This is a genomic window from Alloalcanivorax balearicus MACL04, assembly GCF_025532145.1.
GTDB lineage: Bacteria > Pseudomonadota > Gammaproteobacteria > Pseudomonadales > Alcanivoracaceae > Alloalcanivorax > Alloalcanivorax balearicus.
Genome location: NZ_ARXS01000002.1, coordinates 59,109 through 75,965, shown reverse-complemented (window position 1 = coordinate 75,965; position 16,857 = coordinate 59,109). Strand labels below are relative to the sequence as shown.

The following is a 16,857-nucleotide window of genomic DNA, read 5'->3' as shown; positions in this document are numbered from 1 at the left end:
TCCGGACCCGGCACGCGGTTCCCGTCCATCCCCGACGGCGCCCTCATCAGCTGCTGTGTGCCGGCCTCCACCACCACTCTCTCATTAGCCGGACTTGCCATCAGCCCGGGTGAGTCGGAATATTCTTCCCATGGCCGGTCTGATTCCCGAACATTTTATTCAGGATCTTCTCGCGCGAATCGACATCGTGCCGCTGATCGACGCCCGCGTGCCGCTGAAGAAGACCGGACGCAACTATTCCGCGTGCTGCCCATTCCACCAGGAGAAGACGCCGTCGTTCACGGTGTCCCCGGACAAGCAATTCTACTACTGCTTCGGCTGTGGCGCCTCCGGCGATGCCCTGCGCTTCGTCATGGAGTACGACCACCTCTCCTTCCCCGAGGCGGTGGAACAGTTGGCCGGCCGCGCCGGTGTGGACATCCCGCGAGAAGAGCATCACGACAGCCGTGAGGAAAAAGCGCGCCGAAGCCGGCTGCAAACCCTGTACGATTTGCTCGGACGGGCGGAGCGATACTATCGCCAGCAATTAAAAAGCGCCCCGGACCGGCAAAAAGCGGTGGCCTACCTGAAAGGCCGGGGACTGAGCGGCGAAATTGCCGCCCAATACGGTCTCGGCTTCGCCCCGCCCGGCTTTGACAATCTGATGACCGGGCTGTCACTGGACCAGGCCGGGCTGGAGCAAGCCCTCGCCGCCGGCCTGCTGGTGCGGCGCGAGGACACCGGCCGGGTTTACGACAAGTTCCGCGACCGGATCCAGTTCCCGATCCGGGATGCCCGCGGCCGTACCATCGGCTTCGGTGGCCGGGTGCTCGGCGACGGCAAACCCAAATACCTGAATAGCCCGGAAACCCCGGTGTTCCACAAAGGCCGGGAACTGTACGGGCTGTGGGAATGGCGTCGCAGCCGCGACCGCAGTGATCGTCTTTACGTGGTGGAGGGTTACATGGATGTGATCGCCCTGGCTCAGCATGGTGTGCCCAACGTGGTGGCGACCCTCGGCACCGCCACCAGCCCGGAGCACTGCCAGACCCTGTTCCGGCAAGTGAACGAAGTGGTGTTCTGTTTCGACGGCGACAATGCCGGAAGACGCGCCGCCTGGCGGGCCCTGGAATCCACCCTGCCGGCCCTGGACGATGGCAAGCAGGCGCGTTTCCTGTTCCTGCCCGACGGCGAGGACCCGGACACCCTGGTACGTGCTCAGGGCCCGGAGACCCTGCTGGCACTCACCGAGAAAGCGGACACGCTGTCCAGCTATCTGTTCCGGCACCTGTCCGAGGGGCTGGACCTGGACACCGTGGACGGCCGGGCACGCCTGGCGCGGCTGGCGCTCCCCTACCTGAGCAAGCCCTCGGGGCCGTTCTACCGGGTGCTGCTGGAGGAGGAACTGGCGCGGCTGACACGGCTGGAGCGCTCCTCTCTGGAGCGACTGCGCCAGGAATCACCAGCGGAACCCGCACCCCGGCCGGCCCCGGCACCCAGGCCGGCGGCACAGCCCCCGCCATACAGACCATGCGGACCAGCCGGATTGGGACGACGCACCGCCGCCGGACTTCGCGCCGGCCATGGCGGACGAACCGGTCCCTGCCCCGGACCGTCCGCATCTGGGATCGCGCGCCCGCCGGCCCGGCCTGGGCCTGGTGGAACGGCTGGTCCTGCTGCTGCTCTCCCACCCCCAGGTGGTGCGCGACCGCCCTCTTCCCGAAGGGGTCGAGGAATTGGATCTGGCGCGGGTCGATCTGCTGCTGCAGGTGGCCGGCGCGGTGCGCGAGCATGCCACCCCGGCGGCGGCGCTGGGCGCCATCATGGCACTGGAACAAGGCGAGTCCCTGTCCCGCCTGCTGCGTGAGGCGCTGAAGCCAACCATGGACGACGATACCGCGCGGCGGTACTGGGACGACGCCCTGCATCGCCTGCATACTCTTGCATTGGAACAGACTTTGAAAACCGAGGAAGCCCGCCCCAATCCGGACCTGGCGCGGCTTTCAGAGCTTCACCGGGCACTCGCCAGAGCGCGAGCCGGACACCAGGCGGAACCATAGCGGGGGTCTTGTGATCACTGGCTCAACCCCCCATATCAGCGTATAATACGCCGTTTTCCCAGGACCACGGCTCTTCCAACTACGGGCATTTCGCATGACGACTCAAAAGCAGCAACAGCAGTCACAGCTGAAGCAGTTGATCGCGCTGGGCAAGGAACAGGGCTACCTGACCTACGCCGAAGTGAACGACCACCTGCCCGAGTCCATCACCGACACGGACCAGGTGGAAGACATCATCCAGATGATCAACGACATGGGCATCACCGTGGTGGAAAAAGCCACTGATGCCGATGAGATCATGATGGGTGAAGGCGCCGACAGCACCGACGAGGTTGCTGCCGAAGAAGCCGCCGCCGTACTCGCCTCCGTCGAGAGCGAGCCGGGCCGCACCACTGATCCCGTGCGGATGTACATGCGCGAAATGGGCACCGTGGAGCTGCTCACCCGGGAAGGCGAGATCGAGATCGCCAAGCGCATCGAGGAAGGCACCCGTGAAGTCATGCACGCCCTGGCTTTCTGGCCCGGCGCGGTGGAGATGGTGCTGGATGAATATGACCGTATCCTGTCCGAGGAACGCAAGCTGACCGACGTGATCGCCGGTTACCTGGATCCGGACGACGACGGCGCCGCCGCCACCAACGCCAACAAAGAGCCACGCTTCAATCAGAAGAAGCAGGCCGAGGCCGCGGAAAAGGATAAGGATAAGGACGACGACGAAGACGATGACAAAAGCGATAGCGACGACGACAGTGAAGAAGATGAGGGTGGTCTGGACCCGGTACTGGCCGCGGAACGCTTCGGTGAGCTGAAGAAGCTCCACGAAAAAGCCGAACGGGCGCTCAAGCGCAACGGCCGTGACCATGCCAGCAGCGCCAAGGCGCTGGAAGCGCTGGCCGGGCACTTCACCCTGTTCAAGCTGGTGCCCCGCATCTATGACCAGCTGCTGCAAGGTGCCCGTACTCACCTGGATATCGTGCGCAAGTTCGAGCGCCAGATCATGGCGCTGGCGATCCGCCGTGCCGGCGTACCGCGCAAGGACTTCGTACAGCAGTTCCCGGGTAACGAGACCAACCTGGAGTGGGTCGCCGCCCACGCCAAGACCAAAAAGGCCAAGGACTACTCCGAGCGCCTGATGACGGTGGCGGAAGACATTCAGCGCAACCAGCGCAAGATCATCACCGTGGAAGAAGTCATCGGCCTGCCGGTGGCGGACATCAAGGAAATCAACCGTCGCATTTCCATCGGCGAAGCCAAAGCCCGCCGCGCCAAGAAGGAAATGGTCGAAGCCAACCTGCGGCTGGTGATCTCCATCGCCAAGAAGTACACCAACCGCGGCCTGCAGTTCCTGGATCTGATCCAGGAAGGCAACATCGGCCTGATGAAGGCCGTGGACAAGTTCGAATACCGCCGCGGTTACAAGTTCTCCACCTACGCCACCTGGTGGATCCGGCAGGCCATCACCCGCTCCATCGCGGACCAGGCGCGCACCATCCGTATCCCGGTGCACATGATAGAGACGATCAACAAGATCAACCGGGTACAGCGCCAGATGCTGCAGGAAATGGGCCGCGAGCCGACTCCGGAAGAACTGGGCCAGCGCCTGGAAATGCCGGAAGACAAAGTCCGCAAGGTGCTGAAAATCGCCAAGGAACCGATCTCCATGGAAACTCCGATCGGCGACGACGAGGATTCCAGCCTGGGCGATTTCATCGAGGACGGCAACGTGGACTCCCCGGTGGATTCCGCCACCTCCCTGGGTCTGGAGGAAGCCACCCGGGAAGTGCTGGCCAACCTCACCGCCCGGGAAGCGAAAGTGCTGCGCATGCGCTTCGGCATCGACATGAACACCGACCACACCCTGGAAGAAGTCGGCAAGCAGTTCGACGTCACTCGGGAGCGGATCCGGCAGATCGAAGCCAAGGCTCTGCGCAAGCTGCGCCACCCCTCTCGCAGCGAGCACCTGCGCAGTTTCCTGGACGCGGATATGTAAGTCGTTATATAACTACCGGCCCGGACGGCAACCGCCATCCGGGCCTTGTTTTTTCGGGGATAAACCAAGACACAAAGGACACCGGCACCTCGCTACAGAGACCGCCGGCCGGGGCAGGACACCACCTCCCGCTGTTGCACATCCTCCGAGTTCCAAGGGCCTATAGCTCAATTGGTTAGAGCAGCGGACTCATAATCCGTTGGTTCCAGGTTCAAGTCCTGGTGGGCCCACCATTTCCCTTTTAAAATCATATAGTTACAGATTAAACCCTCTTTAGTTTGGGGTTCAAAAGTACGAAACCCCAAACAACCCCCATCAATCAACCCCCTTCAACCTGCAAATACCTATTTTTATGGGGTTACACTGAGTTACATTGAACGCGGCGTGACAATAAATAGCGTAAAGAAAACCTCCGTTTTTCTTACTTGCTGAATAAACGTGGTAGCTTGCTGAATTGAAAGTTAGAATGTAGAGATTGATAGAGTTTGAAAGCTGGGTGGCTGAGCAATCTCCCTGCCTCCCAAATATTGGAGTTAGGCCCGTGGCCACAGCAGATCAATTAAAAGCACTCTTGAAAAGTCATGCTGATCGTGACGATGAGCGCTTTTATTCTATCGCTCTGCAAGTTGCAGCCAAAGAAGCGCGACAGGGTCACAACAAGCTTGCAAGTGACATAAAGACCCTTGTTGAAAAGTCTCAAAAGAATTCAAAGTTAGGCGTCGCATCTTCGAAACCTCTCCCATTCGCTCACCAACCGAAAAGTGAGCTAAAAGGGCTTCTAGAGCTTACCCCGGCAAACGTCAGAATTAGCGAGCTCGTCTACTCAGTAGACATTAAGGAGCGCCTAGAACAAGTCTTAGTTGAACAGCGACAAAAAGATAAACTCAACCGCTTTGGGCTACACCCTAGGAGAAAACTGCTTTTTACTGGATCTCCAGGGACAGGGAAAACCATGTCAGCCGCGATGTTGGCTACAGAGCTAAAATTGCCACTATACACCATCGTATTAGACAACCTCATTACCAGGTACATGGGAGAAACTGCAGCCAAGCTTCGACTGATTTTTGATCACATCAAACAGACTCGTGCGGTTTATCTCTTTGACGAGTTTGATGCGATTGGGACCCAGCGAGGCGCACCTAATGACGTAGGAGAAATCAGGCGCGTTCTGAACTCCTTCCTATTGTTTGTCGAGCAGGATTACTCAGAAAGTATTATTGTTGCAGCAACAAACCATCCTGAACTTCTAGACCAAGCTCTTTACAGACGCTTTGACGATATTATCCCATTCGAAAAACCTCAGCTGGAACAAATTTCCCTTCTCATCAAGAACCGATTATCAATTTTTGATGCCTCCAGGCTTGACTGGGAGGAAATTTCAAAATCTGCCTTGGGGCTGAGTTCGGCAGAAATCACTAGATCATGTGAAGATGCGGCCAAAGAAGCTGTTCTAAACTTCAAGGAAAAAATATCCACTAAGATTTTATTAAAGGCCCTTAATAGACGCCGTTCAGGAAGCTCCTCTTCAAGTAAAGAAAAATAAGGACAAATATGGCTAGCAACAGGAAGCATGTAAATGTTGGCCGGTTTTTTCAGGAAGAACCATTTAAATCCAAACGAACAGGCCGCGGCTCTAGTGTTCCAGTACACAATAGAAACTCTCACGGGACAGGCCTTCAAGGGCAGTATCAAGCTGTTTTAAATCAATATAAACATATTGAAACAAACAGGCCCGCTCCTATCACAGAAGACATTGGTATTTACGTCGAGATTCTGAGCGAAGCGGGGTGTAAGCTCCCGCTCGATAGTTTAGACAATAGAGACTTCAAGTTACGAGCTCATAAATTGCAAGGAGACAGAGAGGTTGCGACTGTCTTTATTCCTGAATCACGAAGGGCAGCTTTCCTTAAAAAAACTCGCCAGTACTTAGACCCAAGCAAAGATGGCAAGCCAACCAAAGATGGTGAGGTTTTTCCTAAAAACCATACCCTACTTGACAGTATTTCAGAGATAAAGCTCGCCAATTTAAAGTCGTTTTGGACAGATCCTGATGAATTCTATCCTGAAGATCTCGACACGAATTTTTGGTGGGAGATCTGGTTGAAAGAAACCAGTAACCGAAATGCTAATGAAATCGCAGTTCAGCTTTCAGAACGCTTAAACGCCACTCTAAGCAATTCCTCACTTACTTTCTTTAATACTGTAGTTTTTCTAATCCACTGCTCTGCTAATGACTTAAAGAAAGCCCCTGAGTTGATTGGTAACTTAGAAGAACTACGCAAGGCTAAAGAAACCCCAAACCCAATTGTGGAATCATCCCCAGTTGAACAAGCCCAATGGGTAGAAAACATCGCTCAGAGAATTCAAATTTCTGAAGAGGCGACAAGTGCTGTATCTATTTTAGATACAGGTGTGAATTACAACCATGCACTTTTACAACACGTATGTAGCGAGGAATACTCGGTTTCCTGGCAGCCTGACTGGCCAAATTACGATAATTACAGCCACTTTGCTCCCTACAATGATCACGGTTCCTTACAGGCGGGCTTGGCTGCATTTGGTAATTTGATGGACATAGCGTTACATGAAGAACCAATTCATATTTCCCACATTCTAGAATCTGCGAGAATTTTGCCCCCTGTAGGAGAAAACGAGCCTCGACTCTATGGGGCTATCACCGTGGGCGCAGCATATAAGCTTGAAACTGACAGACCAAATCTCAATCGAGTTTATAGTTTGGCTGTGACATCAGATCATGAAAGGGAAAGCGGCCAACCATCATCTTGGTCTGCCGAAATCGATAAATTTTGCTCAGGCATGGAGGATGGACACCGCCGCTTATTTGTAGTTTCGTCAGGTAATAACCGAAACGTCCAACCATCACCAGATTATTGGGATCAAGTTTGTCTCGCCGAGATCGAAGACCCAGCTCAAGCCTGGAATGCACTAACAGTTGGTGCTTACACAGAAATGACGACCAATGACGACCCTCGTCTTGTTGGCTGGTCCCCTTTCGCAAGCCCAGGGGATGTTGCTCCATCCAGCCGCTCTTCCGTTAATTGGCGCTGGAAAAAGCATGCCCCACTTAAACCAGAGGTGGTTGCCGAAGGGGGAAATAAGTTACTGTCCCCGGACAAAACAGAAGTAAGTACTGAAGACGTGGTCTCATTACTTACAACATCAGGAAGAACCGAAGGACAGCTTTTTGAGCGCAATGGAGATACGAGTGCCGCATGCGCGTTGATTTCTCGGCAGGCAGCTATACTTCGGTCTGAGTATCCGAGCCTATGGCCTGAGACCATTCGAGGACTCATTGTTCACTCTTCAGAATGGACTCCGAGGATGATGGAACGATTTGGACTTCTTAGTGGGATGCATAGCCCAAAGATTGCAAAAGAAAACCTTCTACGTACTGTTGGATATGGGGTTCCCTCTCTCCAGAAGGCCCAGTATAGCACAGACAATGCTCTTACTTTGGTAGCTGAGGGAGAGCTACAGCCCTTTACCATGAAAGATGGGGCCACAGCTTCTACTGACCCTAAACTAAATCAGATGAAGCTCTACCAGTTACCCTGGCCTAAAGAATCACTTCGCCAATTGCCACTGGAAACAGAGGTAAAGCTCAAAGTCACATTATCCTACTTCATTGAACCAAACCCGGGAAGACGAGGTTATCGATCTCGATATAGCTACCAATCTCATGGTTTAAGATTTGAGACAATTCGGCCTGGACAAGAATTAGATAACTTTCGGGCATACATTAACGGATTGGTAGAACTGGAGGAATATGATGGCCCTGAGGGAGATAATGATGGCTGGTTCTTAGGAAGCCAGTTGCGTACTCGAGGTTCTATCCATTCGGATACTTGGATAGGTACGGTGAGAGACCTGCTCGATATGCATACGATAGCCATCTTCCCAGTAGGGGGATGGTGGAAATATAGAACAGCGGAAGATCGATGGAAAAATGAGGTTAAGTTCAGCCTGCTTGTGAGCATCGAAACGCCAGACCAAGAAATTGATATCTATTCAGAAGTAGAGAATTTGGTAAACATTTCCATTGAAACTTAATATTACCGAAGACATTAGATGAGCTTTCCCCTAAGGTTCTTGGTTACGCAAGTCGAATTTGATGCAACACTTGAAGAAGGGCAGACAAGAAACCTCTCAAAAAGCTGCAATCATAAGATTGAAATTGATGAAAGGCTCTGGCACTAAAGATACCGAGTCAGTAACAAGTAAAACTTCATGACGGCTCGATAAGATAAGAACGCTGAGGCCTGGCCCATCCAGCCTCATATCCACAGCTGTCAATGAAGAGTTTGCTCCCAGGCTTTTGAAAACACCGAAGGTTCTTTGGCCATCCGAATCCGGGAGCAAAGTTGCAGTATTTCTAACTTGGGTCCCGCCCTGCGTATCAGGCATTACCACCAGGAAAAACTACATTGTCGTTTTCATCCAGACCGGGGCTGGTGAGCTTTGTAGTGGTTCAATGATTCCGGACACCGATGTAGGTGGTAAGATCGCCACCATAAACGAGGTGTCAGATGACCAGAAAACGACGTTCCTTTACTGCTGAGTTCAAACAAGAAGCTGCCGGTTTGGTGCTGGATCAAGGCTACACGGTTCCCCAGGCCAGTGCCTCACTTGGCGTGGTCAAGAGCGTACTTCGGCGTTGGGTCAAACAGCTTGAAGCGGAACGCCAGGGAGTGACACCCAAAAGTGAGGCTCTGCCCCCCCCCGAGCAACGGCGCATACAAGAGCTGGAGGCGCGCTGCGAACGCCTGAAGCGAGAAAAGAACATTTTAAAAAAGGCTACCGCTCTCTTGATGTCGGACGACTGGAATGGTACGCGCTGATCGACCAGTTAAGTGAGCGAGAACCTGTCGAATTGGTCTGTTCAGCGTTTAATGTGCATCGCTCCGGTTACTACGAGCACCGTAAGCGGCGTCATCATATTGATGCGCATCGTGTGGCCCTGAAAGCCAAGGTGAGTCGCGTGTTCAATCAGAGCCGCAGCTCGGCGGGAAGCCGCATGATACAAGGGGTGTTCAATGAACAGGACGTGGAAATTGGCCGTTTCAAGGTGCGTAGTCTAATGCGGGAACTGGGGCTGATCTGGTGGTGAAGGCTCTGGATCATGCCTGGGAACAGCGTGGTGAGCCCGAAAAGGTCATGTTCCACTCGGATCAGGGGAGACAATACGCCAGCCGAACGTTCCGACAGCGGTTATGGCGCTACCGGATGCAGCAAAGCATGAGCCGATGGGGCAACTGTTGGGACAATGCGCCCATGGAAAGGTTGTTCCGGAGCCTCAAGTCAGAGTGGGTGCCCGCGATGGGCTATCACAGCTTGCCTGAGGCAAAGAAAGATATCGGTGATTACCTGATAGGGTACTACAATCATCACAGGCCCCACAGCTACAACAGCGGGGTCTCTCCGGTGGTGGCCGAGGAAAAACCTAAAGCACTGTCCGGAATTAATTGACCACTACAATCCGTAACTGAGATCGCTCAACAACTCAGTGTCAGTGAACGCACCCTGCACCGGGAGCTGAGCCATGAAGGCACCCGCTTCCGTGATGTGCTTGATGGGGTCCGCTTCGAGCGGGCTCGGACTCTGCTCCGCGAAAGCAATGCGCCCCTCGATACTCTGGCCGCCAGAATTGGCCTGCAATCACGCCAATCATTTATTCGCTGGTTCCGACAACACACCGGCACCACGCCGGACCGGTACCGTAAGGGACTCCACAATGATTGATCGCGATCTCCTTGAGCCGGAACAGGGCTGGGCCACCCCTTCACGCGTACGGCTTCCACCTCCTCCTTCCGCCGAGCAGGGCATCTTTTTTCGCTTGATGTCCTTATCGTCCCGAGCTTTCGGGCGAGCGGAATTGCCCCATGTCTTTCCGTTGATACACCGCAATCCCCGCCTGTTCTGGGGCTGGTTATGCTTCGCTTCCCGTTTCATGCCATGGGGGCGATTGCCGGCCCCGGTTCGTGAAAAAATCATCCTTCGGGTGGCTTGGAATTGCCGCAGCCGTTATGAATGGGCGCAACACCTGGAAATCGCCCTGCGTATCGGCGTACGGGACGACGAGATTGTCGCGACAACCCTTTTCGAGGACAGCATTGGGGTCGAACATGACCGGCTGCTGATGCGCGCCTGCGATCAGCTCCGCCAGTGCAAATTGATTGATGAGACCACCTGGGAGGCGCTATCGCGGTCCTATAGCGACAAGGAAATGGTCGAACTGGTCATGCTGACCGGCCATTATGAGATGATCGCCGGCGTCCTGATCAACAGTGGCATCGAGGTGGAACCCGCCATCGAAGACGTTATCCAGGCGTTCTTCAGGCGCCTGAGCTAGGGCCTGGCGCTTGGAAGCCCCGAGTGGATGCGTTGCAGCGGCGCTGGACGTTCCCAACAGGGGCCCCATAGCCATTTAACACAAGAAGCCAGTCTCAACCGCTGCCTACACTGATCGGCACCTTCCACCGATCAGGAATCCCCATGTCCCCTCCGATCCTGCTGGAGATCCGCGACGCCGTCGCCTACGTCACCTTGAACCGGCCGGAGCAGGCCAATGTGCTCAATGACGAAATGTCGGCGGCGTTCATCGAAACGGTGGAAACCCTGGCGCGGGCTTGTGGCCAGGGCCAGGTGTCCGCGGTGTTGCTGTCCGCCAAGGGGCCGCATTTTTGCGCCGGTGGCGACATCAGCGGCTTTGTCGCCAGCGACGATCTGGCCGGGCTGATGGACCGGGGTATTCCGCCACTGCACCGGGCCATTCATACCCTGAGCACCTTGCCGGTGCCGGTGGTCAGCGCGGTGAACGGCTCCCTTGGTGGTGGCGGTATCGGCGTAGCGTTATGCGCCGATCTGGTGCTGGCGTCGTCATCGATGAAACTGCGCGGCGGTTACTCCGCCATCGGCCTGAGCCCGGACGTGGGTGTGTCTTGGGCACTAACGAGGCTGGCGGGGCCGATGCGCGCCAAACACATCCTGTTCACCAATGAGCCCCTCACCGCGCGGCAGTGCCTCTCCGCCGGGCTGGTGCTGGACGTGTACGACGACGACCAGTTGATGCCGGCGGCGGCGAAGCTGGTGCGTTCTCTGGCGGCGGGCGCCACCGGTGCCCTGGGCCGGATCAAGACGCTGGTGGACCAGGCCGCCCGCCACTCACTGCGAGACCAACTGGAGCGGGAACATTACGCCATGGTGGTCAGCGGCGCGGGCCGCGAAGCCGGCGAAGGTGTCCGTGCCTTCATGGAAAAACGGCCACCCCGATTCAAACAGGCCCGCTAATATCCGGCCCCGAGGAGCCCATCATGCTGCTGCCGCACCGTTTGCATAGTCATCAGTGGTATCACCGCACCGTTTCCCAATTGTTCGCCGAAACCTGCAGCGCTCACGCGGACAAGCCCGCGATTCTGTTCGAGGGGCAGCCCCTTCGCTTTGGCGAGCTGTTCGATCAGGTTCAGGACATGGCCCAGGGTCTTCTGGAATTGGGCATCGACAAGGGCGACGTGGTCTCCACCCTGCCCAGCGCCACACCTGAATTCGCGGTGCTGTACTTCGCTACCCTGCAAGTCGGAGCGGTCGTCAATCCGCTCAATCTGCTCTGGGGCACAATGGAATTGCAGGGCGTGTTGCAGCGTAATCAGCCCAAGTTAATCGTCGCCGTGGATCGCCAGGGGCCACGGGACATCCTCGCGCTGCTGGAGGGTGCCTTGCCGGATCTGACATTCGAGCCGGAGATGAGCTACCCTTCCCTGCCTTCTCTAAAGCAGGTTGTTTGCGTGGGCCGGCACGGCCCCGTGCCACCCGGTTATCTCGACGTCAAAGATCTGCCCCGGCCGGCCAATCGCACCACGCTACAACAACGTCAGGACCAGTGCCGGGCCACCGACGTTCAGTTCATGTGCCAGACTTCCGGCACCACCTCTTTATCCAAGAGCGCGTTGTGGGATCATCGCCCGCCCCTGGCCACCGCCCACTTCGGCGCGCGCAATTTGCGCATCACCGGACAGGACCGCTTCATCTGTCTGGCGCCGTTCTATCACAACAGCGGTCTGTTCGCGCTCAACATGAACCTGGCCTATGCCGGCACCACTTTGGTCTTGATGGATGGTTTCGATCCGGCCAAAGCGCTGGACCTGATTGAGCAGCACCAATGCACCTGCACTTTTGGCTTCGACGCCCATTGGCAAGGGCTGCGCCGGCAACCGGATTTCGAAAAACGACAGTTCACTATCAGTAAGGCGATCCTGGCGGGCGAGCCACGTACTTACGATCTGGTGCGCGATATGTGCCCGGCCGGCGCCACTATCAACAATCTGTATGCACAAACGGAGAACGGCCCGCTGGTGTCTCTGGCGGACCATGAGTGCGTGGACGAAGCGGTGAACAAATACACCCACGGGCGTCCGCTGCCAGGCGTGCAGGTGGTGATCAAACACATCGACAGCGGTGCCCGCGTGGCCCAGGGCGAGGCCGGTGAGATCTGCTATAAAAGCCCCTATCTGTTCCAGGGCTACCACCGGCAACCCGAGGAAGTGGACAAAGCCTTTGACCAGGAAGGGTATTTCCACAGCGGTGACTACGGGCATCTGGACAACGGCTATCTGACCTATCTGGGCCGTCTTGGCGGCGTGGTCAAGTCCGGTGGCGAAAACGTCTCCACCACACGGGTAACCACGGATCTGCTGGAGCTTTTCGAGGATCTGTTCGACGACGTCAAAACCGTGGGTATCAACGACGCTTATTGGGGCACCCGGGTGGTCAGCTTCGTGCGCACCCGCGATGAGCAACCGCTGCCGCCCTCACCGGAACTTCGCGAGGCCTGCAAAGGGCGCATGGCCGCCTACGAAATCCCCAAGGATTTTCTGCCCTGGAGTGGAGAGTGGCCGGTGACGGCGGAAGGGAAAATCGACTTCAAACAGCTTCAGCAACGCGCCCGGGAGGCTCTCGGCGATAGCCATGGCAAACGCTAAGAGCGGCCCCCTTGGGTGCTCGGCCATTCACTAAACAGAGTCCCGGGCCGCTCGTTTTTTCGATAAGCGGCTAGTGGGCCTGTGCCTCATTTTTGCCCCGCAAGCGCCCCACCAGATTCACCACCGCCAACACGATGAGGCCGGCGATCAATCCACCAATCAGATTCACCAGCACCGGTATCGCCCAGGATACCGCCCCAGCCAGTTCGCCGAGGTGATGCACCCAGTCGTGGGAACCGGGAATACCGTGAACCAGAATGCCGCCACCGACCAGGAACATGGCGATGGTGCCCAGCACCGACAGGGTTTTCATCAGCCACGGGGCCATCGTCAGCAGCCCTCGGCCGAGGGCAATGCGGGCCGAAGCGGCGAAACGATCCGTGGGGGTTTTCATCAGCAACAGGCCGGCATCGTCCAACTTGACGATGCCTGCCACCAACGCGTACACGCCGATGGTCAGCAGCAAGGCGAGGGTACTGAGAGAGATCACCTGCACTCCGAAACTGGCGCTTTGCATGGCGCCGAGGGAGATCACGATGATTTCGGCGGAGAGGATGAAGTCGGTACGAATGGCCCCTTTGATTTTCTTTTTCTCGAAGGCCACCAGATCCACCTTGGCGTCCTGCAACGCCTGGAGCCGCTCCTCCCGACTGTGTTCGTCCTTGCTGTGCAGGAACTTATGCAGGACCTTCTCGGCACCCTCATAGCACAGATAAGCCCCGCCGATCATCAACAACACCGTGATCGCCCACGGCGCGAAGGCGCTGATCAGCAACGCCGCCGGCACCAGAATCACCTTATTCAGCAGAGAGCCTTTGGCCACCGCCCAGACCACCGGCAACTCCCGATTGGCGCGCACGCCGGATACCTGCTCGGCGTTCAAGGCCAGGTCATCCCCCAGCACGCCGGCGGTCTTCTTCGCCGCCACCTTGGTCATCAGAGATACATCGTCGAGCAACGTGGCGATGTCATCGATCAACGCCAGCAAGCTGGTTCCTGCCATACTTCTCTCCTTGGGGACGGGCCAACGCAAGAAAATACACGGGACGACCCTTATACCGCAAACCCGCGGGTCTCCAATTCGTCGTGTTTTGCACTTGGCCGGACCGACTGTCCATGCCAGATTCGCCAGGTTCCGTTTCCCTATAAGGAGAACAACCATGGCCTTTTTCCCTGTTCGCCGTCACCGGCTGGCTATGCTTGGCGCCGTCGCCATGCTGACCGGTTGCGCCCATTTATCCGACAGCGACGCGCCACCGGCATCCATGGAAATCGCCCAGGGCCCGGCCGGACTGGATTTCTACACACCGCCCTCCCCCCTGCCCGAAGGTCATCACGGCGATCTGATCCGGGCCCGGGCACTGGATAACAACGCGGCCCTGCCCAGCGCGGCGCAAAACTGGTTGACGCTATACCGCTCCACCGATCTGGACGGCAACGCCATCGCCGTAAGCGGCACTATCGCCATTCCCAAAGGCGCGCCTCCGGAGGGCGGTTGGCCAGTGATCAGTTGGACCCACGGCACCACCGGCATCGCCGACCGTTGCGCCCCTTCGCGCAATGACGACGACTATCCTGCACGGGGTTATGTGGATTTGATGAACGAGACCTTGGATCAATGGGTCCAGCGAGGCTACGCGGTGGTAAAAACCGACTACCAGGGACTGGGCACACCGGGCGTCCATCCCTACTTGGTGGGCGAAGCGGAAGCCCGGGGCGCCATCGACATGGTCCGCGCCGCCCGCCAACTGACGCCGGATCTGAGCCGGGATTGGCTGGTCATGGGGCACTCTCAGGGCGGCCAGGCGGCGCTCTACACCGCTTATCTGGGTCCGATATACGCCCCGGAGCTCAACCTCACCGGCGCCATTGCTATTTCTCCGGCCTCTCACCTGAGCGCTCAGATCAAGTATGCCCTGGCGCATCCGGAGATAAAGTCGAACCCTTACGGCGCCTTGATGCTGGTCGGCATCACCGCCGCCACCCCCAAGGCGGATCTGTCCACCCTGCTCACCGAAGAGGGTCGCAAAAGAATCAAACAGGTGGATGAGCGATGCGTCGGCGAGATGCGCGGCGAGGATGGCTGGACCCTGACGGTGAGAGAGTTGAGCAATCTGGAAGCGAGCTGGCAACCGCTGGTCGAGGCCGTGGCCAGCCTGGAGGACACCGAGAATCTGCGCCCGTCAGTGCCGCTGTTGATTCTGCAATCCGATGACGACAAGGCCGTACTGAAACCCCTCACGGACAAAATGGTGGCCCGCTACCAGTCCCTGGGTCTGGATGTGGAATACCGCACCTACCACATCGAGAACCAGGACCCGGCCTACACCAGCCACCAGATCACCGTGCCGGTGTCACGTCCGGCCGCCATGGTCTGGGCACAGCGGCATTTGCCAGCGGGACGCTGAGCCAGACGGCCGCCCTCAGGGCGGCCGCTTCACGGGACGGCGCCCCTTCGTCTGCATGCCGCCAGGAGAGCCAGCAACGCCAGAGCGGCCCCACCGATGCCGCCACCATTGCCCGAGCTCTCTTGGTGACCTCCCAGGGTGTTTTCCACCGGCGCCACGCCGAAGGTCAGAACACCGGCCACCGGGTTCAGATCCCAGGGGCCATTGTCATACAAGCGGATCTCCAACGTATGATCGTCGAGTCTTTGATACGCATCGGACGCCATTAATTGATAGCGTTCATTGCCATCGATGGCTTGGGCGGCGTACAGCAGAAGACGCGAAGACTCCGGTAGCGGTGCCTGGAAGGTGAGGCGCACTGTCAGCGGATCGCTTGTCACGGCGCTTACCTGCAAGTCAAACCGTATGAATCCGTATTGGTATTCCAGCCCGGCATCGCCGCGCGTGGTATCAGGAATCGCGGAGTCTCCGTCCGGGTCCGTGGCCAGGGACATATAGCCGGTGGCGACGCTGGTAAAGCGCCAGGGCTCGCCCACGGAAGCCTCGGCGGTGGTGCCCGACAAGGCGTCCCCGGTCACCTGCCGTCCCGGTATACCGTCGAGCAGTGCCACGCCGGCTACCAACTGGGGATCCTGAGCCGCCGCGCCAGGCTCCAGGGCATCGATGACACCATCCGCATCCGCGTCCACCGGATTCTCCGGATCCGCCCCCAGTTCATCCACATCGGGCAGGCCATCACCGTCGGTATCCGCGTTATCGGCATCCGGATTAAGTCCCAACTGTTCCTTCAATTGGTCGCTGATGCCATCACCGCCACTGCTACTACCCTCCAGGCGGGCACTGCCCTCGAAATCCGGTTGCACGGTCATCGGGAAAACCCCCACGATCTGCGTGCCGGGAATCCCATCGGGCACGCCACCCGGCTCGTTATCCACGGTAGTAATCACGATAAGATTCGGATTGTCCGGATCCTCGGTGATCTCGAAAGTGGTGCTGGTATCGGTGCGAGGATTGCCCACATTCGGGTTATAGATCTGAAAACCGTGGTAGGTGGTGTAGGTACCATCCTGGTTATCGATAAGATCGGCAGTTATACGATTATCACCCTCCCCCTGATTACCGATGGACTGAAACTCATAATCAAATCCCACGGTCAGGGTGGTACCGCGAATCAGCACCCAACCTTCATCGAAATTCCAGCTCCAGTCAGCATTTTGAATGCCTTTGCCCAGCACCAGCTCACTGCCGGCCAGGCAAGCGCTGGGACAGCCACGCATTGTGAGCAGATGCTGGCCATGGTAGACGCCGGTCAAACCGGGAGTCCCGGCCATCACCGCGCTGCCAGACATCAAAAGTGCCGTGACCACCAAAGCGGCCTTCAACTTCATACTACCCCCTTCCTCGTTCCGTATCGGGGACCCGCC

Annotated in this window: 12 protein-coding genes, 1 tRNA gene and 1 pseudogene; 12 read left to right on the top strand and 2 right to left on the bottom strand. The window is 57.3% G+C overall.

Annotated elements, in window-relative coordinates; translation table 11 throughout:
• Window positions 1–130 precede the first annotated feature (130 nt).
• The 11 genes and pseudogenes from dnaG to MA04_RS02165 all read left to right on the top strand — a co-directional run bounded on the left by dnaG (window position 131) and on the right by MA04_RS02165 (window position 13,025).
• Complete coding sequence (dnaG, locus tag MA04_RS02210; protein WP_262459315.1) at window positions 131–1,846, top strand: DNA primase; 1,716 nt, start codon at window positions 131–133, stop codon at window positions 1,844–1,846.
• Window positions 1,803–2,039, top strand: a complete 237-nt coding sequence (locus tag MA04_RS02205; protein WP_262459314.1) for a hypothetical protein — start codon at window positions 1,803–1,805, stop codon at window positions 2,037–2,039. Before dnaG ends, MA04_RS02205 begins: the two co-directional genes overlap by 44 nt.
• A gap of 94 nt (window positions 2,040–2,133) precedes the next feature.
• The gene (rpoD, locus tag MA04_RS02200; RefSeq protein ID WP_262459313.1) at window positions 2,134–4,029 is read left to right on the top strand and encodes an RNA polymerase sigma factor RpoD; all 1,896 of its coding nucleotides are present in this window, start codon (window positions 2,134–2,136) and stop codon (window positions 4,027–4,029) included.
• 156 nt (window positions 4,030–4,185) lie between these two features.
• Window positions 4,186–4,262, top strand: a tRNA-Ile gene (locus MA04_RS02195).
• A gap of 308 nt (window positions 4,263–4,570) precedes the next feature.
• Window positions 4,571–5,572, top strand: a complete 1,002-nt coding sequence (locus MA04_RS02190; protein WP_262459312.1) for an AAA family ATPase — start codon at window positions 4,571–4,573, stop codon at window positions 5,570–5,572.
• 8 nt (window positions 5,573–5,580) lie between these two features.
• Window positions 5,581–8,100: a S8 family peptidase gene (locus MA04_RS02185; protein WP_262459311.1), complete on the top strand. Its 2,520-nt coding sequence runs from the start codon at window positions 5,581–5,583 to the stop codon at window positions 8,098–8,100.
• 476 nt (window positions 8,101–8,576) lie between these two features.
• Window positions 8,577–9,516 (top strand): annotated as a pseudogene (locus tag MA04_RS02180) (transposase).
• Window positions 9,517–9,537: 21 nt separating this feature from the next.
• A complete protein-coding gene (locus tag MA04_RS21785; protein ID WP_394356140.1) occupies window positions 9,538–9,789 on the top strand; it encodes a helix-turn-helix transcriptional regulator in 252 nt (83 codons plus the stop codon).
• Complete coding sequence (locus MA04_RS02175; protein ID WP_394356139.1) at window positions 9,782–10,399, top strand: carboxymuconolactone decarboxylase family protein; 618 nt, start codon at window positions 9,782–9,784, stop codon at window positions 10,397–10,399. Before MA04_RS21785 ends, MA04_RS02175 begins: the two co-directional genes overlap by 8 nt.
• Before the next feature lie 143 nt (window positions 10,400–10,542).
• Window positions 10,543–11,337, top strand: a complete 795-nt coding sequence (locus MA04_RS02170; protein WP_262459309.1) for an enoyl-CoA hydratase/isomerase family protein — start codon at window positions 10,543–10,545, stop codon at window positions 11,335–11,337.
• Between the two features lie 23 nt (window positions 11,338–11,360).
• Window positions 11,361–13,025, top strand: coding sequence for a class I adenylate-forming enzyme family protein (locus tag MA04_RS02165; protein WP_262459308.1), 1,665 nt, complete (start codon window positions 11,361–11,363; stop codon window positions 13,023–13,025).
• Window positions 13,026–13,095: 70 nt separating this feature from the next.
• Here the strand turns inward: MA04_RS02165 and MA04_RS02160 are convergent, their stop codons facing one another.
• Window positions 13,096–14,028, bottom strand: coding sequence for a DUF808 domain-containing protein (locus tag MA04_RS02160; protein WP_262459307.1), 933 nt, complete (start codon window positions 14,026–14,028; stop codon window positions 13,096–13,098).
• A gap of 157 nt (window positions 14,029–14,185) precedes the next feature.
• Here MA04_RS02160 and MA04_RS02155 point away from each other — a divergent pair, with 157 nt between their 5' ends.
• Window positions 14,186–15,433 carry a lipase family protein gene (locus MA04_RS02155; RefSeq protein ID WP_262459306.1) on the top strand — a complete coding sequence of 416 codons (1,248 nt, stop codon included), beginning with the start codon at window positions 14,186–14,188 and terminating at the stop codon, window positions 15,431–15,433.
• A 29-nt stretch (window positions 15,434–15,462) separates the two neighbouring features.
• Here the strand turns inward: MA04_RS02155 and MA04_RS02150 are convergent, their stop codons facing one another.
• Window positions 15,463–16,821 carry a hypothetical protein gene (locus MA04_RS02150; protein ID WP_262459305.1) on the bottom strand — a complete coding sequence of 453 codons (1,359 nt, stop codon included), beginning with the start codon at window positions 16,819–16,821 and terminating at the stop codon, window positions 15,463–15,465.
• Window positions 16,822–16,857 lie beyond the last annotated feature (36 nt).

Excerpts from the sequence above, each read along its gene's own strand:
- dnaG (WP_262459315.1), top strand. The coding sequence starts at position 131 with ATGGCCGGTCTGATTCCCGAACATTTTATTCAGGATCTTCTCGCGCGA.
- MA04_RS02205 (WP_262459314.1), top strand. The coding sequence starts at position 1,803 with ATGGCACTGGAACAAGGCGAGTCCCTGTCCCGCCTGCTGCGTGAGGCG.
- rpoD (WP_262459313.1), top strand. The coding sequence starts at position 2,134 with ATGACGACTCAAAAGCAGCAACAGCAGTCACAGCTGAAGCAGTTGATC.
- MA04_RS02185 (WP_262459311.1), top strand. The coding sequence starts at position 5,581 with ATGGCTAGCAACAGGAAGCATGTAAATGTTGGCCGGTTTTTTCAGGAA.
- MA04_RS02175 (WP_394356139.1), top strand. The coding sequence starts at position 9,782 with ATGATTGATCGCGATCTCCTTGAGCCGGAACAGGGCTGGGCCACCCCT.
- MA04_RS02170 (WP_262459309.1), top strand. The coding sequence starts at position 10,543 with ATGTCCCCTCCGATCCTGCTGGAGATCCGCGACGCCGTCGCCTACGTC.
- MA04_RS02165 (WP_262459308.1), top strand. The coding sequence starts at position 11,361 with ATGCTGCTGCCGCACCGTTTGCATAGTCATCAGTGGTATCACCGCACC.
- MA04_RS02160 (WP_262459307.1), bottom strand. The coding sequence starts at position 14,028 with ATGGCAGGAACCAGCTTGCTGGCGTTGATCGATGACATCGCCACGTTG.
- MA04_RS02155 (WP_262459306.1), top strand. The coding sequence starts at position 14,186 with ATGGCCTTTTTCCCTGTTCGCCGTCACCGGCTGGCTATGCTTGGCGCC.
- MA04_RS02150 (WP_262459305.1), bottom strand. The coding sequence starts at position 16,821 with ATGAAGTTGAAGGCCGCTTTGGTGGTCACGGCACTTTTGATGTCTGGC.